Source organism: Streptomyces sp. RG80, assembly GCF_040446465.1.
Classification (GTDB): domain Bacteria; phylum Actinomycetota; class Actinomycetes; order Streptomycetales; family Streptomycetaceae; genus Streptomyces.
In genome coordinates this window covers 156,311-173,724 of the sequence record NZ_JBEAAJ010000009.1, presented here as the reverse complement: position 1 = coordinate 173,724, position 17,414 = coordinate 156,311, and the positions used below count along the sequence as shown (strand labels likewise).

The following is a 17,414-nucleotide window of genomic DNA, read 5'->3' as shown; positions in this document are numbered from 1 at the left end:
ACGACGGTGCCCTCGCTGTCACGAGGGCACCGCGGTCCTACGCGTCGTAGAGGTCGGCCTTCCTCGGCGACGGGTCCTGCACCGCCGTACTGAGGAACGACGAGCGGTTGCCGAACTTCTCCGTGTCCACGCCGTTCTCCTCCAGGACCCGGATCGCCGCCGCGTGCACGACCCGCAGGACGGGCGTTGCGGCGCGCATCGCGTCGTCGGCCATGAAGCGGTGCCGCCAGGGCTTGTCCGCCCACACGTGCCGCAGGCCGAAGGGCTCGGGGAGGACGATCGTCCCGCCGAGCCAGTTCAGCAGGGGCGGGTACCAGGAGATCGGGGCGCGGACGGAGAGACGGACCACCTCGTCGCTGTCGACCAGCGGGAGCTTCACCTTGCGGGTCTCCCACGGCTTGAACGACTTGGTGACCTCCTTCGTCGGCGCCTCCGGCTTGTTCATGAACAGGGGGTTCACCGGGCCCAGGGCATGGCCGGTGACCTCGATGCGCAGCGTCTGGTGCAGCACGGTCACGGTGACCAGCATGGTGAGGACCAGCTGGCCGTCCCACAGCACCCACTGCACGCCCAGGTAGTGCCGGTCGCCGCTGCCGAACTGCTGCTTGTTGCAGATGTCCTGTATGGCGTGCGACTTGATCCGGTACGCCTCGACGTCGGTGCCCTCCGGACGCGACACCGCCTTGGCGCCCTCGGCGACCGGCGTGACGATCCAGTGCTGTATGGACGCCTTCGGGAAGCCGCCGGTGTTGATGGTGTTGCGCTCCAGCATGCGCAACTGGTCGTGGATGGAGCGGATGACGTCCCAGCTGCGGAAGGGATGGATCTCCCGGCTCGCGTCGGCCGCCACCAGGTCCTCGGCGAGCTGCCAGCTGCCCCAGCGGGTGCCCATGCCGAGTATGCCCTTGGGACCGGCGTAGAAGACCGAGTTGGACTGCTGCTCGGCGCTCATCTTGGCCAGGGACTGGCGCAGTTGCTCCGCCGCGGTCTCACCGGGGCTGCTGGGCACCGCCTCGGGGACCTTGGCGCCGACGCTGCTGCCGGCGACGAGACTGTCCCAGCGGCCCCGCAGGTCCCTCGCGGTGCGCTCGCAGATCTGCTTGGCCCAGAACCAGCCGACCACGGGTGCGATGACCGCCGCTCGCGCGTACCAGGCCCAGAAGCCCGTGAACGGCATACGGATCAGGAAGATCACGGCGAGCGCGCCCACCCCGACCAGCAGGGCGGTGGCCAGCGCGCCCGCCTGCTTGTTCTCGCCCTTGGCGATCGTCGTGCGGATCTGGAACACGAGCAGCCACAGGAGGAGTCCGGGCAGCGCCAGAAGACCGCAGACCACCATGACCATGCTGAGGAGCCGGTCGCGGTCCTTGCGGATGTTGTTGGCCGCCAGACAGTGGTCGACCACGACCTGCGGCTCGGTGCCGAAGGACTGGATCAGGGGCTTGCGGCCCGGGCCGATCATGCGGTTGACCACGGCCTGTGAGAAGGCCTCGCCGAGGTTGGGCGCGAACAGCTTGAGCTTGCCGGCCTTGACGGTCGTCTCGTGCCACTCGCTGTTGGCCTTGAGGATCTCGTCGACCTTGTTGTCCCGGTAGGCCGCCGAGGCCAGCGCGAAGGTCGCCGTCTGACTCTCGTCGCCCGTGCGCGGCACCTGCGGACCGAAGATGTCCGCGTAACCGCTGTCAACGGTCATTCCCGCCCCCGATCGCCGCCACTGTCGCTCCTGCGGCCTTCCCGACTTCCTTGCCCCGCACACCTGTTGATCAGGCCGTCCCGCGATCCGGGCCCGACTTGATCACTGCCATCAGCGTATATGTCGCCACTGACATTTCGTCGGCGGACGGCCGAAGCCGCCCGCCGACTCGGAGGGGAGCGTTCCGCAAAAGCCTCCGACGTGTTCCCGCGTCAACTCCTAGGCGTCGCGCGCCTCTTCACGGATCCTCTCGGCGATCTGCGCCGGCATCGGTTCGTGCCGGGCGTAGGAGCGGTTGAAGCGTGCCGTGCCGTGCGACAGGGAGCGCAGGTCGACGGCGTACCGGCCGATCTCGATCTCCGGCACCTCGGCCTTGACGACCGTGCGGTTCCCGCTGGTCTGCTCGGTGCCCAGCACCCGGCCGCGCCGCCCGGACAGGTCGCTCATCACGGCGCCGACGTAGTGGTCGCCGACCAGGATGCTCACCTCGGCCACCGGCTCCAGCAGATGGATCTTCGCGTCGGCCGCCGCCTCCCGCAGCGCGAGCGCGCCGGCCGTCTGGAACGCGGCGTCCGAGGAGTCCACCGAGTGCGCCTTGCCGTCCAGGAGCGTGACGCGCACGTCGATGAGCGCGTAGCCGGCCGCGACTCCCTTGGCGGCCTGGGCCCGCACGCCCTTCTCGACCGACGGGATGAACTGCCGTGGCACCGCGCCACCGACGACCTTGTCGACGAACTCGATGCCCGAACCGCCCGGAAGCGGCTCCACCTCGATCTCGCAGATGGCGTACTGCCCATGGCCACCGGACTGCTTCACATGCCGCCCGCGCCCCGCCGACTTGCCGGCGAACGTCTCCCGTAGGGAGACCTTGTGCGGTACGACGTCGACCTGGACGCCGTACCGGCTGCGCAGCCGCTCCAGCGCCACGTCGGCGTGGGCCTCGCCCAGACACCACAGGACCACCTGGTGGGTGTCCTGGTTCTGTTCGAGCCGCATCGTCGGGTCCTCGGCGACCAGCCGGGACAGGCCCTGCGAGAGCTTGTCCTCGTCCGCCTTGCTGTGCGCCTGGATGGCGAGCGGCAGCAGCGGGTCCGGCATCTCCCAGGGCTCCATCAGGAGCGGGTCGTCCTTGGCGGAGAGGGTGTCGCCGGTCTCCGCCCGGCTCAGTTTGGCCACGCACACCAGGTCGCCGGCGATGGCGTGGGTCACGGGACGCTGCTGTTTGCCGAAGGGGGTGGACAGCGCGCCGACCCGCTCGTCGACGTCGTGGTCCTCGTGCCCCCGGTCGGCCAGACCGTGTCCGGAGACGTGCACCGTCTCGTCGGGGCGCAGGGTGCCGGAGAAGATGCGGACGAGAGAGACCCGGCCGACGTAGGGGTCGGAGGACGTCTTCACGACCTCCGCGACCAGCGGACCGTCGGTGTCGCAGGCCTTCACCTCGCGCGGCTTGCCGTCGATGGTGGTGACGCCCGGTGTGGGGTGCTCGAACGGCGTCGGGAAGCCCCGCGTGATCAGTTCCAGCACCTCGACCGTGCCGAGCCCCTGCTTGGCGCCCTCGGCCGCGGGGGCGGCGGCCAGGACGGGGTGGAAGACCCCGCGCGCGACGGCCCGTTCCAGGTCCTCGATCAGCGTCTTGACGTCGACCTCCTCGCCGCCGAGGTAGCGGTCCATGAGGGTCTCGTCCTCGCTCTCCGAGATGATCCCCTCGATCAGCCGGTTCCGGGCCTCCTCGATCTCCGGCAGCTGGTCCTCGCCCGGCTCGGACTCCTTGCGCTCACCGGAGGAGTAGTCGAACAGCTTCTGCGACAGCAGGTCGGTCAGACCGGTCACGGGCGCGTGCCCGTCCGGCCCCTGCGGGCCGTGCAGCGGCAGATACAGCGGCAGGACGGCGTCGGGGTCGTCGCCGCCGAACGCCTCCGCGCAGGTTCGCGTCATCTCCTCGAAGTCCGCGCGGGCGGCCTCCAGGTGGGTGATCACGATCGCGCGCGGCATGCCGACGGCCGCGCACTCCTCCCACACCATGCGGGTCGAGCCGTCCACGCCGTCGGAGGCCGAGACGACGAAAAGGGCCGCGTCCGCGGCTCGCAGACCGGCCCGCAGTTCCCCGACGAAGTCGGCGTATCCGGGGGTGTCGAGGATGTTGATCTTGATGCCGTCCCATTCGACGGGCACCAGGGAGAGCTGTACCGAGCGGTTCTGCCGATGCTCGATGTCGTCGTAGTCGGAGACGGTGCCGCCGTCCTCCACACGGCCCGCCCTGTTCACCGCCCCCGCTGTCAGCGCGAGGGCTTCGACCAATGTCGTCTTGCCCGATCCGGAGTGGCCGACCAGCACCACATTCCGTACGGACGCGGGGTGGTCGGCCGCTGTTGCCCTGCCGGCGGCTCCGGGGTGTGCGTTCGCCTTGTCGCCCATGGCCTTGCCTCCCGTGCACGGTGAGGTCACTGTGGGCGCGGACATGCGGATCCGCGTAGGCGGCTCCGGTGACGCCCGCGGTTCTTCGAGCTTTCCACTCCCGTCACGGTGCGTCCATACAGCGGACGCGATCGCGCCGTTACCCGTATGCCACGGGCCCGTGACATGGGGCGCGAGTGCCCGGCGTTCGCACACGCGCGCGCGTGGCTACGATGGGCCAGCCGGTGGCCAGCAGGGGCCGCGCGGCCACACCGACCCTCGGGAAGGCCATGCTGAACAAGTACGCGCGTGCATTCTTCACGCGTGTCCTCACACCGTTCGCCACTTTTCTGATCAGAAGGGGCGTCAGCCCTGACACGGTCACGCTGCTCGGTACCGCCGGGGTCGTCGCGGGCGCACTGGTCTTCTTCCCCATGGGCGAGTTCTTCTGGGGCACGATCGTGATCACGGCTTTCGTGTTCTCGGACCTCGTCGACGGCAACATGGCCCGCCAGCTCGGCCGCTCCAGCCGCTGGGGAGCCTTCCTGGACTCCACGCTCGACCGGGTGGCCGACGGAGCGATCTTCGGCGGCTTCATCCTCTGGTACGCCGGTGGCGGCGACGACCTGGTGCTGTGCGCCGTCTCGATCTTCTGTCTGGCGAGCGGCCAGGTGGTGTCGTACACCAAGGCCCGGGGCGAGTCGATCGGGCTGCCGGTCGCGGTCAACGGGCTCGTGGAGCGGGCCGAGCGGCTGGTGATCTCGCTGGTCGCGGCCGGTCTCGCGGGGCTGCACAAGTTCGGGGTGCCGGGCATCCAGTACCTGCTGCCGATCGCGCTGTGGATCGTCGCCGTGGGCAGCCTCGTCACGCTGATCCAGCGCGTCGTCACGGTCCGCCGGGAGTCGGCCGAGGCGGAGGCGGCGGACGCCGCACCGGAGACGGCGAAGTGACGGCTCAGGAGCGGCTCACCGACAGCCTGTACGGATTGGGCTGGGCAGCGGTGAAGAAGCTCCCCGAGCCGGTCGCGGTACGCCTCGGGCGGACCATCGCCGACCTCGCCTGGAAGAAGCGCGGCAAGGGCGTGCTGCGGCTGGAGAGCAACTACGCGCGCGTGGTGCCCGACGCGACACCCGAGCGCCTCGCCGAGCTGTCCCGCGCGGGCATGCGCTCGTACCTGCGCTACTGGATGGAGTCCTTCCGGCTGCCCGCCTGGAGCAAGGAGCGCGTCAAGGGCGGCTTCGACCCCAAGGACGTGCACCACCTGACCGACGGGCTCGCCTCCGGCCGGGGTGTCATCCTGGCGCTGCCGCACATGGCCAACTGGGACCTCGCGGGCGCCTGGGTCACCACCAAGCTGGAGACACCGTTCACCACGGTCGCCGAACGCCTGAAGCCCGAGACGCTGTACGACCGGTTCGTCGCCTACCGAGAGGGCCTCGGCATGGAGGTACTGCCGCACAGCGGCGGCACCGCCTTCGGCACCCTGGCCCGGCGGCTGCGCGACGGCGGCCTGGTCTGTCTGGTCGCCGAGCGCGACCTGTCGTCCTCCGGCGTCGAGGTGCAGTTCTTCGGCGAGGCCACCCGCATCCCCGCGGGACCGGCGCTCCTCGCCCAGCAGACCGGCGCGCTGCTGCTGCCGGTGACGCTCTGGTACGACGACTCGCCCGTCATGCGGGGCCGGGTGCACCCCCCGGTCGAGGTACCCGAGACAGGTACGCGGGCCGAGAAGACGTCTGTCATGGCACAGGCGCTGGCCGATGCCTTCGCCACGGGGATCGCCGACCATCCGGAGGACTGGCACATGCTGCAGCGGTTGTGGCTCAAGGATCTCGACCCCGGTAAGGGGCCCTCGTGAGGATCGGCATCGTCTGCCCGTACTCCTGGGACGTGCCGGGCGGCGTCCAGTTCCACATCCGTGACCTCGCCGAGTACTTCATCCGCCTCGGCCACGACGTCTCCGTCCTCGCCCCGGCCGACGACGACACGCCGCTGCCGCCCTACGTCGTCTCGGCGGGCCGCGCGGTGCCGGTGCCCTACAACGGCTCGGTGGCCCGGCTGAACTTCGGCTTCCTCAGCGCCGCGCGCGTGCGGCGCTGGCTGCACGACGGCGAGTTCGACGTCGTCCACATCCACGAGCCGTCGTCCCCGTCCCTGGGCCTGCTGGCCTGCTGGGCCGCCCAGGGCCCACTGGTCGCCACCTTCCACACCTCGAACCCGCGCTCCAAGGCGATGATCGCCGCGTACTCGATCCTCCAGGCGGCCCTGGAGAAGATCAGCGCGCGCATCGCGGTGAGCGAGTACGCGCGCCGCACGCTGGTGGAACACCTCGGCGGCGACGCGGTCGTCATCCCGAACGGCGTCGACGTCGACTTCTTCGCCAAGGCGGAGCCCAACCCCGAGTGGCAGGGCGACACCCTCGGTTTCGTCGGCCGCATCGACGAGCCCCGCAAGGGCCTGCCGGTCCTGATGAAGGCCCTGCCGAAGATCCTCGCCGAGCGCCCGCAGACCCGGCTCCTGGTGGCCGGGCGCGGTGACGAGGTGGAGGCGGTGGAGAGCCTGCCCGCCGAACTCCGCTCGCGCGTGGAGTTCCTCGGCATGGTCAGCGACGAGGACAAGGCGCGCTTCCTGCGCAGCGTCGACGTGTACGTCGCTCCCAACACCGGCGGTGAGAGCTTCGGGATCATCCTGGTCGAGGCGATGTCGGCGGGCGCTGCGGTCCTCGCCTCGGACCTGGACGCCTTCGCCCAGGTGCTCGACCAGGGGGCGGCGGGCGAACTCTTCGCCAACGAGGACGCCGACGCCCTCGCCGACGCGGCACTGCGCCTGCTGGCCGACCCGGAACGCCGGGCCGAACTGCGGGAGCGGGGCAGCATCCACGTACGCCGCTTCGACTGGTCCACGGTCGGCGCGGACATCCTCTCGGTCTACGAAACGGTCACGGCAGGAGCCGCCGCGGTCGCAGCAGCCGACGACGACCGCACCCCGGGCACGGGCCTGCGGGCACGACTGGGACTGGCGCGGGACTGAGCCGAGGTCCGGGGCGGGTTCCGTACGACGCCGGGTTGTTCGGGGGCTGCGCGGTGGCTGGAGCCGAGGGTGCCGTCGGAGGGCTGCGGCCGTAAGGGGCCGGCGGGGTCTGGGCTTTGGTGGTCGTCGGGTGGCTCGGGGCGTGGCGACTACCGGTGCTGTGAGGTCGTAGCCCATCGCCGGTGGTTGGGGGCGAGGTGGTTGCGGGTGGCCGAGGCCCCGATGGGCTCCCGGTCAGGAAGGTCGCGGCGGCCGTGGGGAGTCCGGGGTTGCCGGTGGCCCCAGCGGCGGATGTGTGTGAAGCGGCCCGCCGGCGTTGTCCCGAAGCGCTGCGGCTGTTCGGAGCCCCGGCGTTCGCCTGGCGTCGGAGACCGAGCTGACTGTCCGCGTCCGGGCGTCTGACGACCGTCCAGAGCCTGCTGCCGAGATGCTTGCCGGAGTTCGACGCCTACGCGGTCGCCCGGAACCTGAGGCCTGCGCACTCGCCCCGAGGGGCTGTCCGGCGGCCGGGATCTCCGCGGTTCGCCGAACCCCCGCCGCCCCGGCGCCCCGTGCGCCCCTCGGCAGACCTCGCCGCGCCGCTCGGTAACCTTTGCGTCCGTGACCTCAACCCTCATCTGGATCCTCGTCGCCCTGATCGCGATCGGCCTCTACTTGAGCTGGACCGCAGGACGACTGGACCGGTTGCACTCGCGGATCGACGCGGCCCGGGCCGCGCTGGACGCACAGCTGCTGCGCCGCGCCTCGGTGACCCAGGAACTGGCGACCTCCGGCGTCCTCGACCCGGCCGCGTCGATCCTGCTCTACGAGGCGGCGCATGCCGCGCGGCAGGCCGAGGAGGAGCAGCGCGAGGTCGCCGAGAGCGAGCTCAGCCAGGCTCTGCGTGCCGTCTTCGCGGAGACACCGCAGGTGGAGACGGTGCGTGAGGCGCCCGGGGGAGAGGAAGCCGTCCGTGAACTGACCGAGGCGGTGCGCCGGGTGCCGATGGCCCGGCGCTTCCACAACGACGCCGTACGGGCCGCTCGCGCCCTGCGGCGACACCGCAAGGTCCGCTGGTTCCGGCTGGCGGGTCACGCCCCGTTCCCCATGGCGTTCGAGATGGACGACGAGCCTCCGGTGGCCCTGGTGGAACGGGCCGCGTAGTCGCATCCGCTCGGAAAACGATCCACCGCCTCTTTATTGGCCCTTGCAGTGGACTGCTCTGTTCACGTTTCCTCGGTGCTGCAGAAATCCTCTTTTCACATCAGCGAGGTCAACCCGTGTCCAGCACCGAGAACCAGGCTTTCGAGACCGGCACCGCCCGTGTGAAGCGCGGCATGGCCGAGCAGCTCAAGGGTGGCGTGATCATGGACGTGGTCAACGCCGAGCAGGCGAAGATCGCCGAGGACGCCGGCGCCGTTGCCGTCATGGCCCTGGAGCGGGTCCCCGCCGACATCCGCAAGGACGGCGGCGTGGCCCGGATGTCGGACCCCAACATGATCGAGGAGATCATCGAGGCGGTCTCCATCCCCGTGATGGCCAAGTCCCGTATCGGCCACTTCGTCGAGGCCCAGGTCCTCCAGTCGCTCGGCGTCGACTACATCGACGAGTCCGAGGTCCTCACCCCGGCCGACGAGGTCAACCACAGCGACAAGTTCGCCTTCACGACCCCCTTCGTCTGCGGCGCCACCAACCTCGGTGAGGCCCTGCGCCGTATCGCCGAGGGCGCGGCCATGATCCGTTCCAAGGGCGAGGCCGGCACCGGCAACGTCGTCGAGGCCGTCCGCCACCTGCGCCAGATCAAGAACGAGATCGCCCGCCTGCGCGGCTACGACAACAACGAGCTGTACGCCGCCGCCAAGGAGCTGCGCGCCCCGTACGAGCTCGTCAAGGAAGTCTCCGAGCTCGGCAAGCTCCCCGTGGTCCTGTTCTCCGCCGGTGGCGTCGCCACCCCCGCCGACGCCGCGCTCATGCGCCAGCTGGGCGCCGAGGGCGTCTTCGTCGGCTCCGGCATCTTCAAGTCGGGCGACCCTGCCAAGCGCGCCGCCGCCATCGTGAAGGCCACCACCTTCTACGACGACCCGAAGATCATCGCGGACGCGTCCCGCAACCTCGGCGAGGCCATGGTCGGCATCAACTGCGACACCCTCCCCGAGGCCGAGCGCTACGCCAACCGCGGCTGGTAGTCACCTCATGTCGAACGAAGCCCCTGTCATCGGCGTCCTGGCTCTCCAGGGCGACGTACGGGAGCACCTCATCGCCCTGGCCGCGGCGGACGTCGTGGCCAGGCCGGTGCGGCGTCCCGAGGAGCTCGCCGAGGTCGACGGCCTGGTCATCCCCGGCGGCGAGTCCACCACCATCTCCAAGCTGGCCGTCCTGTTCGGCGTGATGGAGCCGCTTCGCGCGCGCGTGCGTGCCGGAATGCCTGTCTACGGCACCTGCGCGGGCATGATCATGCTGGCCGACAAGATCCTCGACCCGCGCTCGGGTCAGGAGACCATCGGCGGCATCGACATGATCGTCCGCCGCAACGCCTTCGGACGGCAGAACGAGTCCTTCGAAGCGGCGGTCGACGTCCAGGGCGTCGAGGGCGATCCTGTAGAGGGCGTCTTCATCCGCGCCCCCTGGGTGGAGTCCGTCGGCGCCCGGACCGAGGTGCTCGCCGAGCACGACGGTCACATCGTCGCGGTCCGCCAGGGCAACGCGCTCGCCACGTCGTTCCACCCGGAACTGACCGGCGACCACCGCGTGCACTCCCTGTTCGTCGACATGGTGCGCGCGAACCGGGCGGCGGAGTCCTTGTAGGATCTCTGGCGTTCGTTGTTTGGATGGGTTACGCGAAGGAGACAGGCAGATGTCCGGCCACTCTAAATGGGCTACGACGAAGCACAAGAAGGCCGTGATCGACGCCAAGCGCGGCAAGCTCTTCGCGAAGATGATCAAGAACATCGAGGTCGCGGCCCGCACCGGTGGCGCCGACGTGTCCGGCAACCCGACGCTGTTCGACGCCATCCAGAAGGCCAAGAAGAGCTCGGTCCCCAACAAGAACATCGACTCCGCGGTCAAGCGCGGCGCCGGTCTTGAAGCGGGTGGCGCCGACTACGAGACGATCATGTACGAGGGCTACGGCCCGAACGGTGTCGCGGTGCTCATCGAGTGCCTCACCGACAACCGCAACCGCGCCGCCTCGGACGTACGTGTCGCCATGACCCGCAACGGCGGTTCGATGGCCGACCCGGGCTCCGTCTCGTACCTCTTCAACCGCAAGGGCGTCGTGATCGTCCCCAAGGGCGAGCTGACCGAGGACGACGTCCTGGGAGCCGTCCTGGACGCCGGTGCCGAGGAGGTCAACGACCTCGGTGAGTCCTTCGAGATCCTCTCCGAGGCCACCGACCTGGTCGCGGTCCGCACCGCCCTCCAGGACGCCGGGATCGACTACGACTCCGCCGACGCCAACTTCGTCCCGACCATGCAGGTCGAGCTCGACGAGGAAGGCGCCCGGAAGATCTTCAAGCTGATCGACGCCCTCGAGGACAGCGACGACGTGCAGAACGTCTTCGCCAACTTCGACGTCAGCGACGAGGTCATGGAGAAGGTCGACGCGTAACGCTGCCGCGAACTGAGCGGAATCGGCGGGCCGGTGGGACACACCCCACCGGCCCGCCGCCGTTGTCGGTGGCAGCAGATAGCCTGCACAAACAGGCGATCGAACAGGGCGAGCAGGGAGGGGGCGGTGGTGCGCGTACTCGGGGTGGACCCCGGACTCACGCGGTGCGGTGTCGGTGTCGTGGAGGGGGTCGCGGGGCGACCGCTCACCATGATCGGCGTCGGCGTCGTACGCACGCCCGCCGACGCCGAGTTGGGGCACCGGCTCGTCGCCATCGAGCAGGGCATCGAGCAGTGGCTCGATGAGCACCGGCCCGAATTCGTCGCCGTGGAGCGGGTGTTCAGCCAGCACAACGTACGGACCGTGATGGGCACCGCCCAGGCCAGCGCCGTCGCCATGCTGTGCGCCGCCCGCCGCGGCATCCCCGTCGCCCTGCACACCCCCAGCGAGGTCAAGGCCGCCGTCACCGGCAGCGGCCGCGCCGACAAGGCGCAGGTCGGCGCCATGGTCACCCGGCTGCTCCGGCTCGACGCGCCGCCCAAGCCCGCCGACGCCGCCGACGCCCTCGCGCTCGCCATCTGCCACATCTGGCGCGCCCCCGCGCAGAACCGACTCCAGCAGGCGGTCGCCCTGCACGCAGCCAACGCAACGAAAGGCCGTACGGCATGATCGCCTTCGTCAGCGGCACCATCGCCGCCCTCGCCCCCGACGCCGCCGTCGTCGAGGTCGGCGGGGTCGGCATGGCCGTGCAGTGCACGCCGAACACGCTCTCCACCCTCCGCCTCGGCAAGCCGGCCAAGCTCGCCACCTCCCTCGTCGTACGCGAGGACTCGCTGACCCTGTACGGCTTCGTGGACGACGACGAACGCCAGGTCTTCGAGCTGCTCCAGACCGCGAGCGGCGTCGGCCCCCGCCTGGCCCAGGCCATGCTCGCCGTGCACACCCCGGACGCCCTGCGCAGAGCGGTGGCCACCGGCGACGAGAAGGCGCTGATCGCGGTCCCCGGCATCGGCAAGAAGGGCGCGCAGAAGCTGCTGCTCGAGCTGAAGGACCGCCTGGGCGAGCCGATCGGCGCCCCCGCGATCGGCGCCCCGGTCACCCAGGGCTGGCGCGACCAGCTGCACGCGGCGCTGATCGGCCTCGGCTACGCGACCCGCGAGGCCGACGAGGCCGTGTCCGCCGTGGCACCCCAGGCCGAGGCCGCCGACGGCACGCCCCAGGTGGGACAGCTGCTGAAGGCCGCCCTGCAGACCCTGAACCGCGCCCGCTAGGAGAACGTCAGTGAACTGGGACGACACGACCGACGACACCGCCCCCGACCGCCTGGTGGGCTCCGTCGCCGACCGTGAGGACCAGGCCGTCGAGGCCGCCCTGCGCCCCAAGGACCTGGACGAGTTCATCGGCCAGGAGAAGGTCCGCGAACAGCTCGACCTCGTGCTGCGCGCCGCACGCGCGCGGGGCGCCACCGCCGACCACGTGCTGCTCTCCGGCGCCCCCGGCCTCGGCAAGACCACCCTCTCGATGATCATCGCGGCCGAGATGGGCGCCCCCATCCGCATCACCTCGGGCCCCGCAATCCAGCACGCCGGCGACCTCGCCGCGATCCTCTCCTCCCTCCAGGAGGGCGAGGTCCTCTTCCTCGACGAGATCCACCGCATGTCCCGGCCCGCCGAGGAGATGCTGTACATGGCGATGGAGGACTTCCGCGTCGACGTCATCGTCGGCAAGGGCCCCGGCGCCACCGCCATCCCGCTCGAACTGCCCCCCTTCACCCTGGTCGGCGCCACCACCCGCGCGGGCCTGCTGCCACCCCCGCTGCGCGACCGCTTCGGCTTCACCGCGCACATGGAGTTCTACGAGCCCGCCGAGCTGGAGCGCGTCATCCACCGCTCCGCGAACCTCCTCGACGTCGAGATCGACACCGACGGCGCCGCCGAGATCGCCGGCCGCTCCCGCGGCACGCCCCGTATCGCCAACCGGCTGCTGCGCCGCGTACGCGACTACGCGCAGGTCAAGGCCGACGGACACATCACCCGCGACATCGCCGCGGCCGCGCTGAAGGTCTACGAGGTCGACGCCCGCGGCCTCGACCGCCTCGACCGAGGTGTCCTGGAGGCGCTGCTCAAGCTGTTCGGCGGCGGCCCGGTCGGCCTGTCCACGCTCGCGGTCGCGGTGGGGGAGGAGCGCGAGACCGTCGAAGAAGTGGCCGAACCCTTCCTCGTACGCGAGGGTCTGCTCGCCCGCACCCCGCGCGGTCGTGTCGCCACTCCCGCCGCCTGGGCGCACCTCGGCCTCACCCCGCCCCGCTCGGCGGCCACCGGAAACGGACAACAGGACCTGTTCGGGACGTGATGGCATCGTGACGGCGCGGGATTGGCCGGGCCAGGAACCCGGGTGCGATGCTGAGCGTTGTTCACTGCGCGCGGACTCGCTTAGACTCCGCCGATGCCGCCTTAGTCGGCGGCGCACATACCCCCAACCATCAGGCCGCTCACCATCGCGGTCACGTGAAGGAAGTACCGACCCGTGAGTCTCGTGACCCTCCTCCCCTTCATCGTGCTCATCGGGGCCATGTTCCTGATGACCCGCTCGGCCAAGAAGAAGCAGCAGCAGGCCGCGAACATGCGGAACGAAATGCAGCCCGGCAGTGGCATCCGCACCATCGGGGGGATGTACGCCACCGTCAAGGAGGTCAACGAGGACACGGTTCTCGTCGACGCGGGCCCGGGTGTCGATCTTCTCTTCGCGAAGAACGCGATCGGTGCCGTCCTGACCGACGACGAGTACAACCGCATCGTGCACGGCATCGAGCACGACCTGAAGACCGACGTCGTCCCGGACGACGCCTCCTCCCTCACCGAGACCGACGAGTCCGACGACGAAGCTGCCGCCGCCTCCGACGAGAAGTCCGTCGACCTCGGCAAGAAGGACGAGCCCGCCGACGAGGTCGAGAAGACCGACGAGGCCGCCGAGGCGAAGACGGACGACGAGCCGAAGAAGACCGACGGCGACTCCGACGCGAAGTAGCCGTACCCGGGGCGCGCGGGCCACGCCTGCGCGCCCTCGGACGTACGCAGCTCGCACGGGATCGACACCATGTCATGGCCGCCCGCCCGCAGACCCGGCGCGCAGCGGCCCGAGAGGGAGTACGAGAAGGTGGCAGCACCCAAGAGGGGCCGGAGCGCGAGCGCCCAGAGCAAGCCAGGGCGCTCGCTGGCCCTGATCCTGATCGCCATCGTGGTGCTCACCGGGGGAATGTTCCTCTCCGGGCACACGACGCCGCGCCTCGGCATCGACCTGGCCGGTGGCACGAGCATCACGCTCGAGGCGAAGGCCGACCAAGGCTCTGCGATCAACAAGGCCAACATGGACACCGCGGTCGAGATCATGAACCGCCGTGTCAATGGCCTGGGCGTCTCCGAGGCGGAGGTGCAGACCCAGGGCAGCAACAACATCATCGTGAACATCCCGAAGGGCACCAACTCCAAGGAAGCCCGGGACCAGGTCGGCACCACCGCCAAGCTGTACTTCCGTCCGGTGCTCGCCCAGGAGGCCACCGGCGCTGCCGCCGCCACGCCCTCGCCGAGCGCGAGCGCGTCGAAGAGCGGTTCCTCCAGCGCCTCGCCGAGCCCCTCCACGAGCGAGTCGGCCACCACGGGTGAGAAGGCGACCTCCTCGACCTCCCCGTCGGCCTCCGCCACCGCCCAGGGCCGTGCTGCCTCCGACGCGCTGAAGGCCGACCCCACCCCGTCGACCTCCACGTCCGCGTCGTCCTCCGCGAGCCCCTCCGCTTCCGCGAGCAGCGGCGCCGGCACCTCCGCCGACGCCAAGCTCCAGGCGAAGTACGCCGCCCTCGACTGCTCCAAGCAGGCGCAGCGCACCAAGGCCGGCGAGGGCGTCAAGCCCGAGGACACGACCGTGGGCTGTGGCGAGATCGACGGCGTCTGGTACAAGTACCTGCTCGGCCCGGCCGCCGTCGCCGGCACCGAGGTCGACGAGGCCAAGGCCGTCTTCGACACCCAGAGTGCCGCCGGCTGGCAGGTCACGATGGACTTCAACAAGAGCGGCTCCAGGAAGTTCGCCGACATCACCGGCAAGCTGGCCCAGAACCAGCTGCCGCAGAACGAGTTCGGCATCGTCCTCGACGGCCAGGTCGTCTCCAGCCCGACCGTGAGCCAGTCCATCACCGGCGGCCAGGCCCAGATCTCCGGCAGCTTCACGCAGGAGGAGGCCCAGAGCCTCGCCAACATGCTGTCGTACGGCGCGCTCCCGCTCTCCTTCAAGGAGCAGAGCGTCACCACGGTGACCGCCGCGCTCGGCACCGACCAGCTGCACGCCGGTCTGCTCGCCGGTGCGATCGGCCTCGGGCTGGTCATCCTGTACCTGGTGTTCTACTACCGCGGTCTGTCGCTCGTCGCGATCGCCTCGCTGCTCGTCTCCGGCATCCTGACCTATGTGCTCATGGCGCTGCTCGGCCCGGCCATCGGCTTCGCGCTGAACCTGCCGGCCGTCTGTGGAGCGATCGTCGCCATCGGTATCACCGCGGACTCGTTCATCGTGTACTTCGAGCGCATCCGTGACGAGATCCGTGAGGGCCGCTCTCTGCGTCCCGCCGTCGAGCGGGCCTGGCCGCGTGCCCGGCGCACCATCCTGGTCTCCGACTTCGTGTCGTTCCTCGCCGCCGCGGTGCTGTTCATCGTCACCGTCGGCAAGGTCCAGGGCTTCGCGTTCACGCTGGGTCTGACCACCGTGCTCGACGTCGTCGTGGTCTTCTTCTTCACCAAGCCGCTGATGACGCTGCTGGCCCGCCGCCCGTTCTTCGCGGGCGGCAACAAGTGGTCCGGCCTCGACCCGAAGAGCCTGGGTGCCAAGCCGCCGCTGCGCCGCACCCGCCGTCCCGTCGCCCCCGTTGAGACGAAGGAGGCGTGAGCATGTCGAAACTCGGCAACCTCGGCGCCCGACTGCACCGTGGCGAGATCAGTTACGACTTCGTCGGTCACCGCAAGCTCTGGTACGGCATCTCGATCCTGATCACCATCACGGCCATCGTCGGCCTGGCGGTGCGCGGCCTGAACATGGGCATCGACTTCCAGGGCGGTGCCGTCTTCACCACCGAGAAGACCAGCGTCTCGGTGTCCCAGGCCCAGGAGTACGCGGAAGAGGCCTCCGGTCACGACGCCGTCGTGCAGAAGCTCGGCAACGGCACGCTGCGCATCCAGATCGCCGGTATGGACACCCAGCAGTCCGACCAGATCAAGAACCAGCTCGCCGAGGACTTCAAGGTCGACCCCGAGAAGATCGCGGCCGACCTCGTCGGTCCGAGCTGGGGTGACCAGATCGCCAACAAGGCCTGGCAGGGTCTGGCGATCTTCATGGTCCTGGTGGTGATCTATCTGGCGATCGCCTTCGAGTGGCGCATGGCCATCGCGGCACTCGTCGCGCTGATCCACGACATCACCATCACCGTCGGCATCTACGCCCTCGTCGGCTTCGAGGTCACGCCAGGTACGGTGATCGGTCTGCTGACCATCCTCGGTTACTCGCTCTACGACACGGTGGTCGTCTTCGACTCCCTCAAGGAGCAGACGAAGGACATCACCAAGCAGACCCGCTGGACCTACAGCGACGTCGCCAACCGTTCGATCAACGGCACCCTGGTCCGTTCCATCAACACCACGGTGGTCGCGCTGCTGCCGGTGGCGGGCCTGCTGTTCATCGGTGGTGGCTTCCTCGGCGCGGGCACGCTCAACGACATCTCGCTGTCGCTGTTCGTCGGTCTCGCCGCAGGTGCGTACTCCTCGATCTTCATCGCCACGCCGCTCGTCGCCGACCTCAAGGAGCTCGAGCCGCAGATGAAGGCCCTCAAGAAGCGGGTCCTGGCCAAGCGCGCCCAGGCCTCCGCGGAGGAGGACCTCGCCGAGGCCCGGGGCGAGGACCCGCACGGCGACGAGCCGGAGGACGCCCACGCGGTCGTCGGTCCGCGCTCCCAGCCCGCCTCGCGCAACCGCGGCCGCGGCCGCCCCTCGGGGAAGCGCCGATGACCGACATCAAGGAGCTGCTGCTCAGCCGCATCCGCGATGTGGCCGACTACCCGGAGCCGGGCGTGATGTTCAAGGACATCACCCCGCTCCTGGCCGACCCGGCGGCGTTCACCACGCTCACGGACGCGCTCGCGGAGATCGCCGAGCGCACCGGCGCGACCAAGGTCGTCGGCCTGGAGGCCCGCGGCTTCATCCTCGGCGCCCCGGTCGCCGTCCGTGCGGGCCTCGGCTTCATCCCCGTACGCAAGGCGGGCAAGCTCCCCGGAGCGACCCTCTCGCAGGCGTACGACCTGGAGTACGGCTCGGCGGAGATCGAGGTGCACGCCGAGGACCTGTCGGCCGGCGACCGCGTCCTGATCGTCGACGACGTCCTCGCCACCGGCGGTACGGCCGAGGCCGCGATCCAGCTGATCCGCAGGGCGGGAGCCCAGGTCGCGGGCCTCGCGGTCCTGATGGAACTCGGCTTCCTCGCGGGCCGGGCCCGCCTGGAACCGGCGCTGGAGGGCGCCCCGCTCGAAGCGTTGCTGGTGGTCTGAGGCTGCCATAGGTCTTACCGAAACGGCCGTCCTGGTGTACCCGGGGCGGCCGTTTCGCGCCCCTTCAGGGGCGCGGGGCTGAATCGATTTGCGGCTCCGCCGCGCGGGCGCGATCAGCCACAGCGGCGCCGCAGTCG

The 17,414-nt window shown here is 70.1% G+C and carries 16 protein-coding genes; 14 read left to right on the top strand and 2 right to left on the bottom strand.

The window, feature by feature from the left end; genetic code table 11:
• Positions 1-37: 37 nt before the first annotated feature.
• Together ABKA17_RS30485 and ABKA17_RS30480 are read right to left on the bottom strand one after the other, a co-directional pair.
• Positions 38-1,693 carry an AbeC-like domain-containing protein gene (locus tag ABKA17_RS30485; protein WP_353695511.1) on the bottom strand — a complete coding sequence of 552 codons (1,656 nt, stop codon included), beginning with the start codon at positions 1,691-1,693 and terminating at the stop codon, positions 38-40.
• Positions 1,694-1,912: 219 nt separating this feature from the next.
• Positions 1,913-4,108 (bottom strand): elongation factor G-like protein EF-G2, encoded by a 2,196-nt coding sequence (locus ABKA17_RS30480; RefSeq protein ID WP_353695841.1) that lies wholly within the window; start codon positions 4,106-4,108, stop codon positions 1,913-1,915.
• A gap of 212 nt (positions 4,109-4,320) precedes the next feature.
• Here ABKA17_RS30480 and pgsA point away from each other — a divergent pair, with 212 nt between their 5' ends.
• From pgsA to ABKA17_RS30410, 14 genes are all read left to right on the top strand, one after another.
• Complete coding sequence (pgsA, locus tag ABKA17_RS30475) at positions 4,321-5,037, top strand: phosphatidylinositol phosphate synthase (protein ID WP_353695840.1); 717 nt, start codon at positions 4,321-4,323, stop codon at positions 5,035-5,037.
• Complete coding sequence (locus ABKA17_RS30470; RefSeq protein WP_353695510.1) at positions 5,034-5,942, top strand: phosphatidylinositol mannoside acyltransferase; 909 nt, start codon at positions 5,034-5,036, stop codon at positions 5,940-5,942. The genes pgsA and ABKA17_RS30470 overlap by 4 nt, the downstream gene beginning before the upstream one ends.
• Positions 5,939-7,114, top strand: coding sequence for a glycosyltransferase family 4 protein (locus ABKA17_RS30465; RefSeq protein WP_353695509.1), 1,176 nt, complete (start codon positions 5,939-5,941; stop codon positions 7,112-7,114). The genes ABKA17_RS30470 and ABKA17_RS30465 overlap by 4 nt, the downstream gene beginning before the upstream one ends.
• Positions 7,115-7,714: 600 nt before the next feature.
• Complete coding sequence (locus ABKA17_RS30460; protein ID WP_353695508.1) at positions 7,715-8,257, top strand: LemA family protein; 543 nt, start codon at positions 7,715-7,717, stop codon at positions 8,255-8,257.
• 116 nt (positions 8,258-8,373) lie between these two features.
• Positions 8,374-9,279: a pyridoxal 5'-phosphate synthase lyase subunit PdxS gene (gene pdxS / locus ABKA17_RS30455; protein ID WP_353695507.1), complete on the top strand. Its 906-nt coding sequence runs from the start codon at positions 8,374-8,376 to the stop codon at positions 9,277-9,279.
• A gap of 7 nt (positions 9,280-9,286) precedes the next feature.
• Positions 9,287-9,898, top strand: coding sequence for a pyridoxal 5'-phosphate synthase glutaminase subunit PdxT (pdxT, locus tag ABKA17_RS30450; RefSeq protein WP_353695506.1), 612 nt, complete (start codon positions 9,287-9,289; stop codon positions 9,896-9,898).
• Positions 9,899-9,947: 49 nt separating this feature from the next.
• On the top strand, positions 9,948-10,700 hold the full coding sequence (locus ABKA17_RS30445) for a YebC/PmpR family DNA-binding transcriptional regulator (RefSeq protein WP_266833215.1): 753 nt from the start codon (positions 9,948-9,950) through the stop codon (positions 10,698-10,700).
• 129 nt (positions 10,701-10,829) lie between these two features.
• On the top strand, positions 10,830-11,369 hold the full coding sequence (gene ruvC, locus ABKA17_RS30440) for a crossover junction endodeoxyribonuclease RuvC (protein ID WP_353695839.1): 540 nt from the start codon (positions 10,830-10,832) through the stop codon (positions 11,367-11,369).
• The gene (ruvA, locus tag ABKA17_RS30435) at positions 11,366-11,971 is read left to right on the top strand and encodes a Holliday junction branch migration protein RuvA (RefSeq protein ID WP_353695505.1); all 606 of its coding nucleotides are present in this window, start codon (positions 11,366-11,368) and stop codon (positions 11,969-11,971) included. Before ruvC ends, ruvA begins: the two co-directional genes overlap by 4 nt.
• A gap of 10 nt (positions 11,972-11,981) precedes the next feature.
• The gene (ruvB, locus tag ABKA17_RS30430; protein ID WP_353695504.1) at positions 11,982-13,052 is read left to right on the top strand and encodes a Holliday junction branch migration DNA helicase RuvB; all 1,071 of its coding nucleotides are present in this window, start codon (positions 11,982-11,984) and stop codon (positions 13,050-13,052) included.
• Between the two features lie 174 nt (positions 13,053-13,226).
• Positions 13,227-13,727: a preprotein translocase subunit YajC gene (yajC, locus tag ABKA17_RS30425; protein ID WP_353695503.1), complete on the top strand. Its 501-nt coding sequence runs from the start codon at positions 13,227-13,229 to the stop codon at positions 13,725-13,727.
• A 129-nt stretch (positions 13,728-13,856) separates the two neighbouring features.
• A complete protein-coding gene (gene secD / locus ABKA17_RS30420; protein ID WP_353695502.1) occupies positions 13,857-15,629 on the top strand; it encodes a protein translocase subunit SecD in 1,773 nt (590 codons plus the stop codon).
• A 2-nt stretch (positions 15,630-15,631) separates the two neighbouring features.
• The gene (secF, locus tag ABKA17_RS30415; RefSeq protein WP_353695501.1) at positions 15,632-16,741 is read left to right on the top strand and encodes a protein translocase subunit SecF; all 1,110 of its coding nucleotides are present in this window, start codon (positions 15,632-15,634) and stop codon (positions 16,739-16,741) included.
• Complete coding sequence (locus ABKA17_RS30410; protein ID WP_353695500.1) at positions 16,738-17,277, top strand: adenine phosphoribosyltransferase; 540 nt, start codon at positions 16,738-16,740, stop codon at positions 17,275-17,277. The genes secF and ABKA17_RS30410 overlap by 4 nt, the downstream gene beginning before the upstream one ends.
• Positions 17,278-17,414 lie beyond the last annotated feature (137 nt).

Coding starts and splice junctions, on each gene's coding strand:
- ABKA17_RS30485 (WP_353695511.1), bottom strand. CDS start 1,693: ATGACCGTTGACAGCGGTTACGCGGACATCTTCGGTCCGCAGGTGCCG.
- ABKA17_RS30480 (WP_353695841.1), bottom strand. CDS start 4,108: ATGGGCGACAAGGCGAACGCACACCCCGGAGCCGCCGGCAGGGCAACA.
- pgsA (WP_353695840.1), top strand. CDS start 4,321: ATGGGCCAGCCGGTGGCCAGCAGGGGCCGCGCGGCCACACCGACCCTC.
- pdxT (WP_353695506.1), top strand. CDS start 9,287: ATGTCGAACGAAGCCCCTGTCATCGGCGTCCTGGCTCTCCAGGGCGAC.
- ABKA17_RS30445 (WP_266833215.1), top strand. CDS start 9,948: ATGTCCGGCCACTCTAAATGGGCTACGACGAAGCACAAGAAGGCCGTG.
- ruvA (WP_353695505.1), top strand. CDS start 11,366: ATGATCGCCTTCGTCAGCGGCACCATCGCCGCCCTCGCCCCCGACGCC.
- secF (WP_353695501.1), top strand. CDS start 15,632: ATGTCGAAACTCGGCAACCTCGGCGCCCGACTGCACCGTGGCGAGATC.
- ABKA17_RS30410 (WP_353695500.1), top strand. CDS start 16,738: ATGACCGACATCAAGGAGCTGCTGCTCAGCCGCATCCGCGATGTGGCC.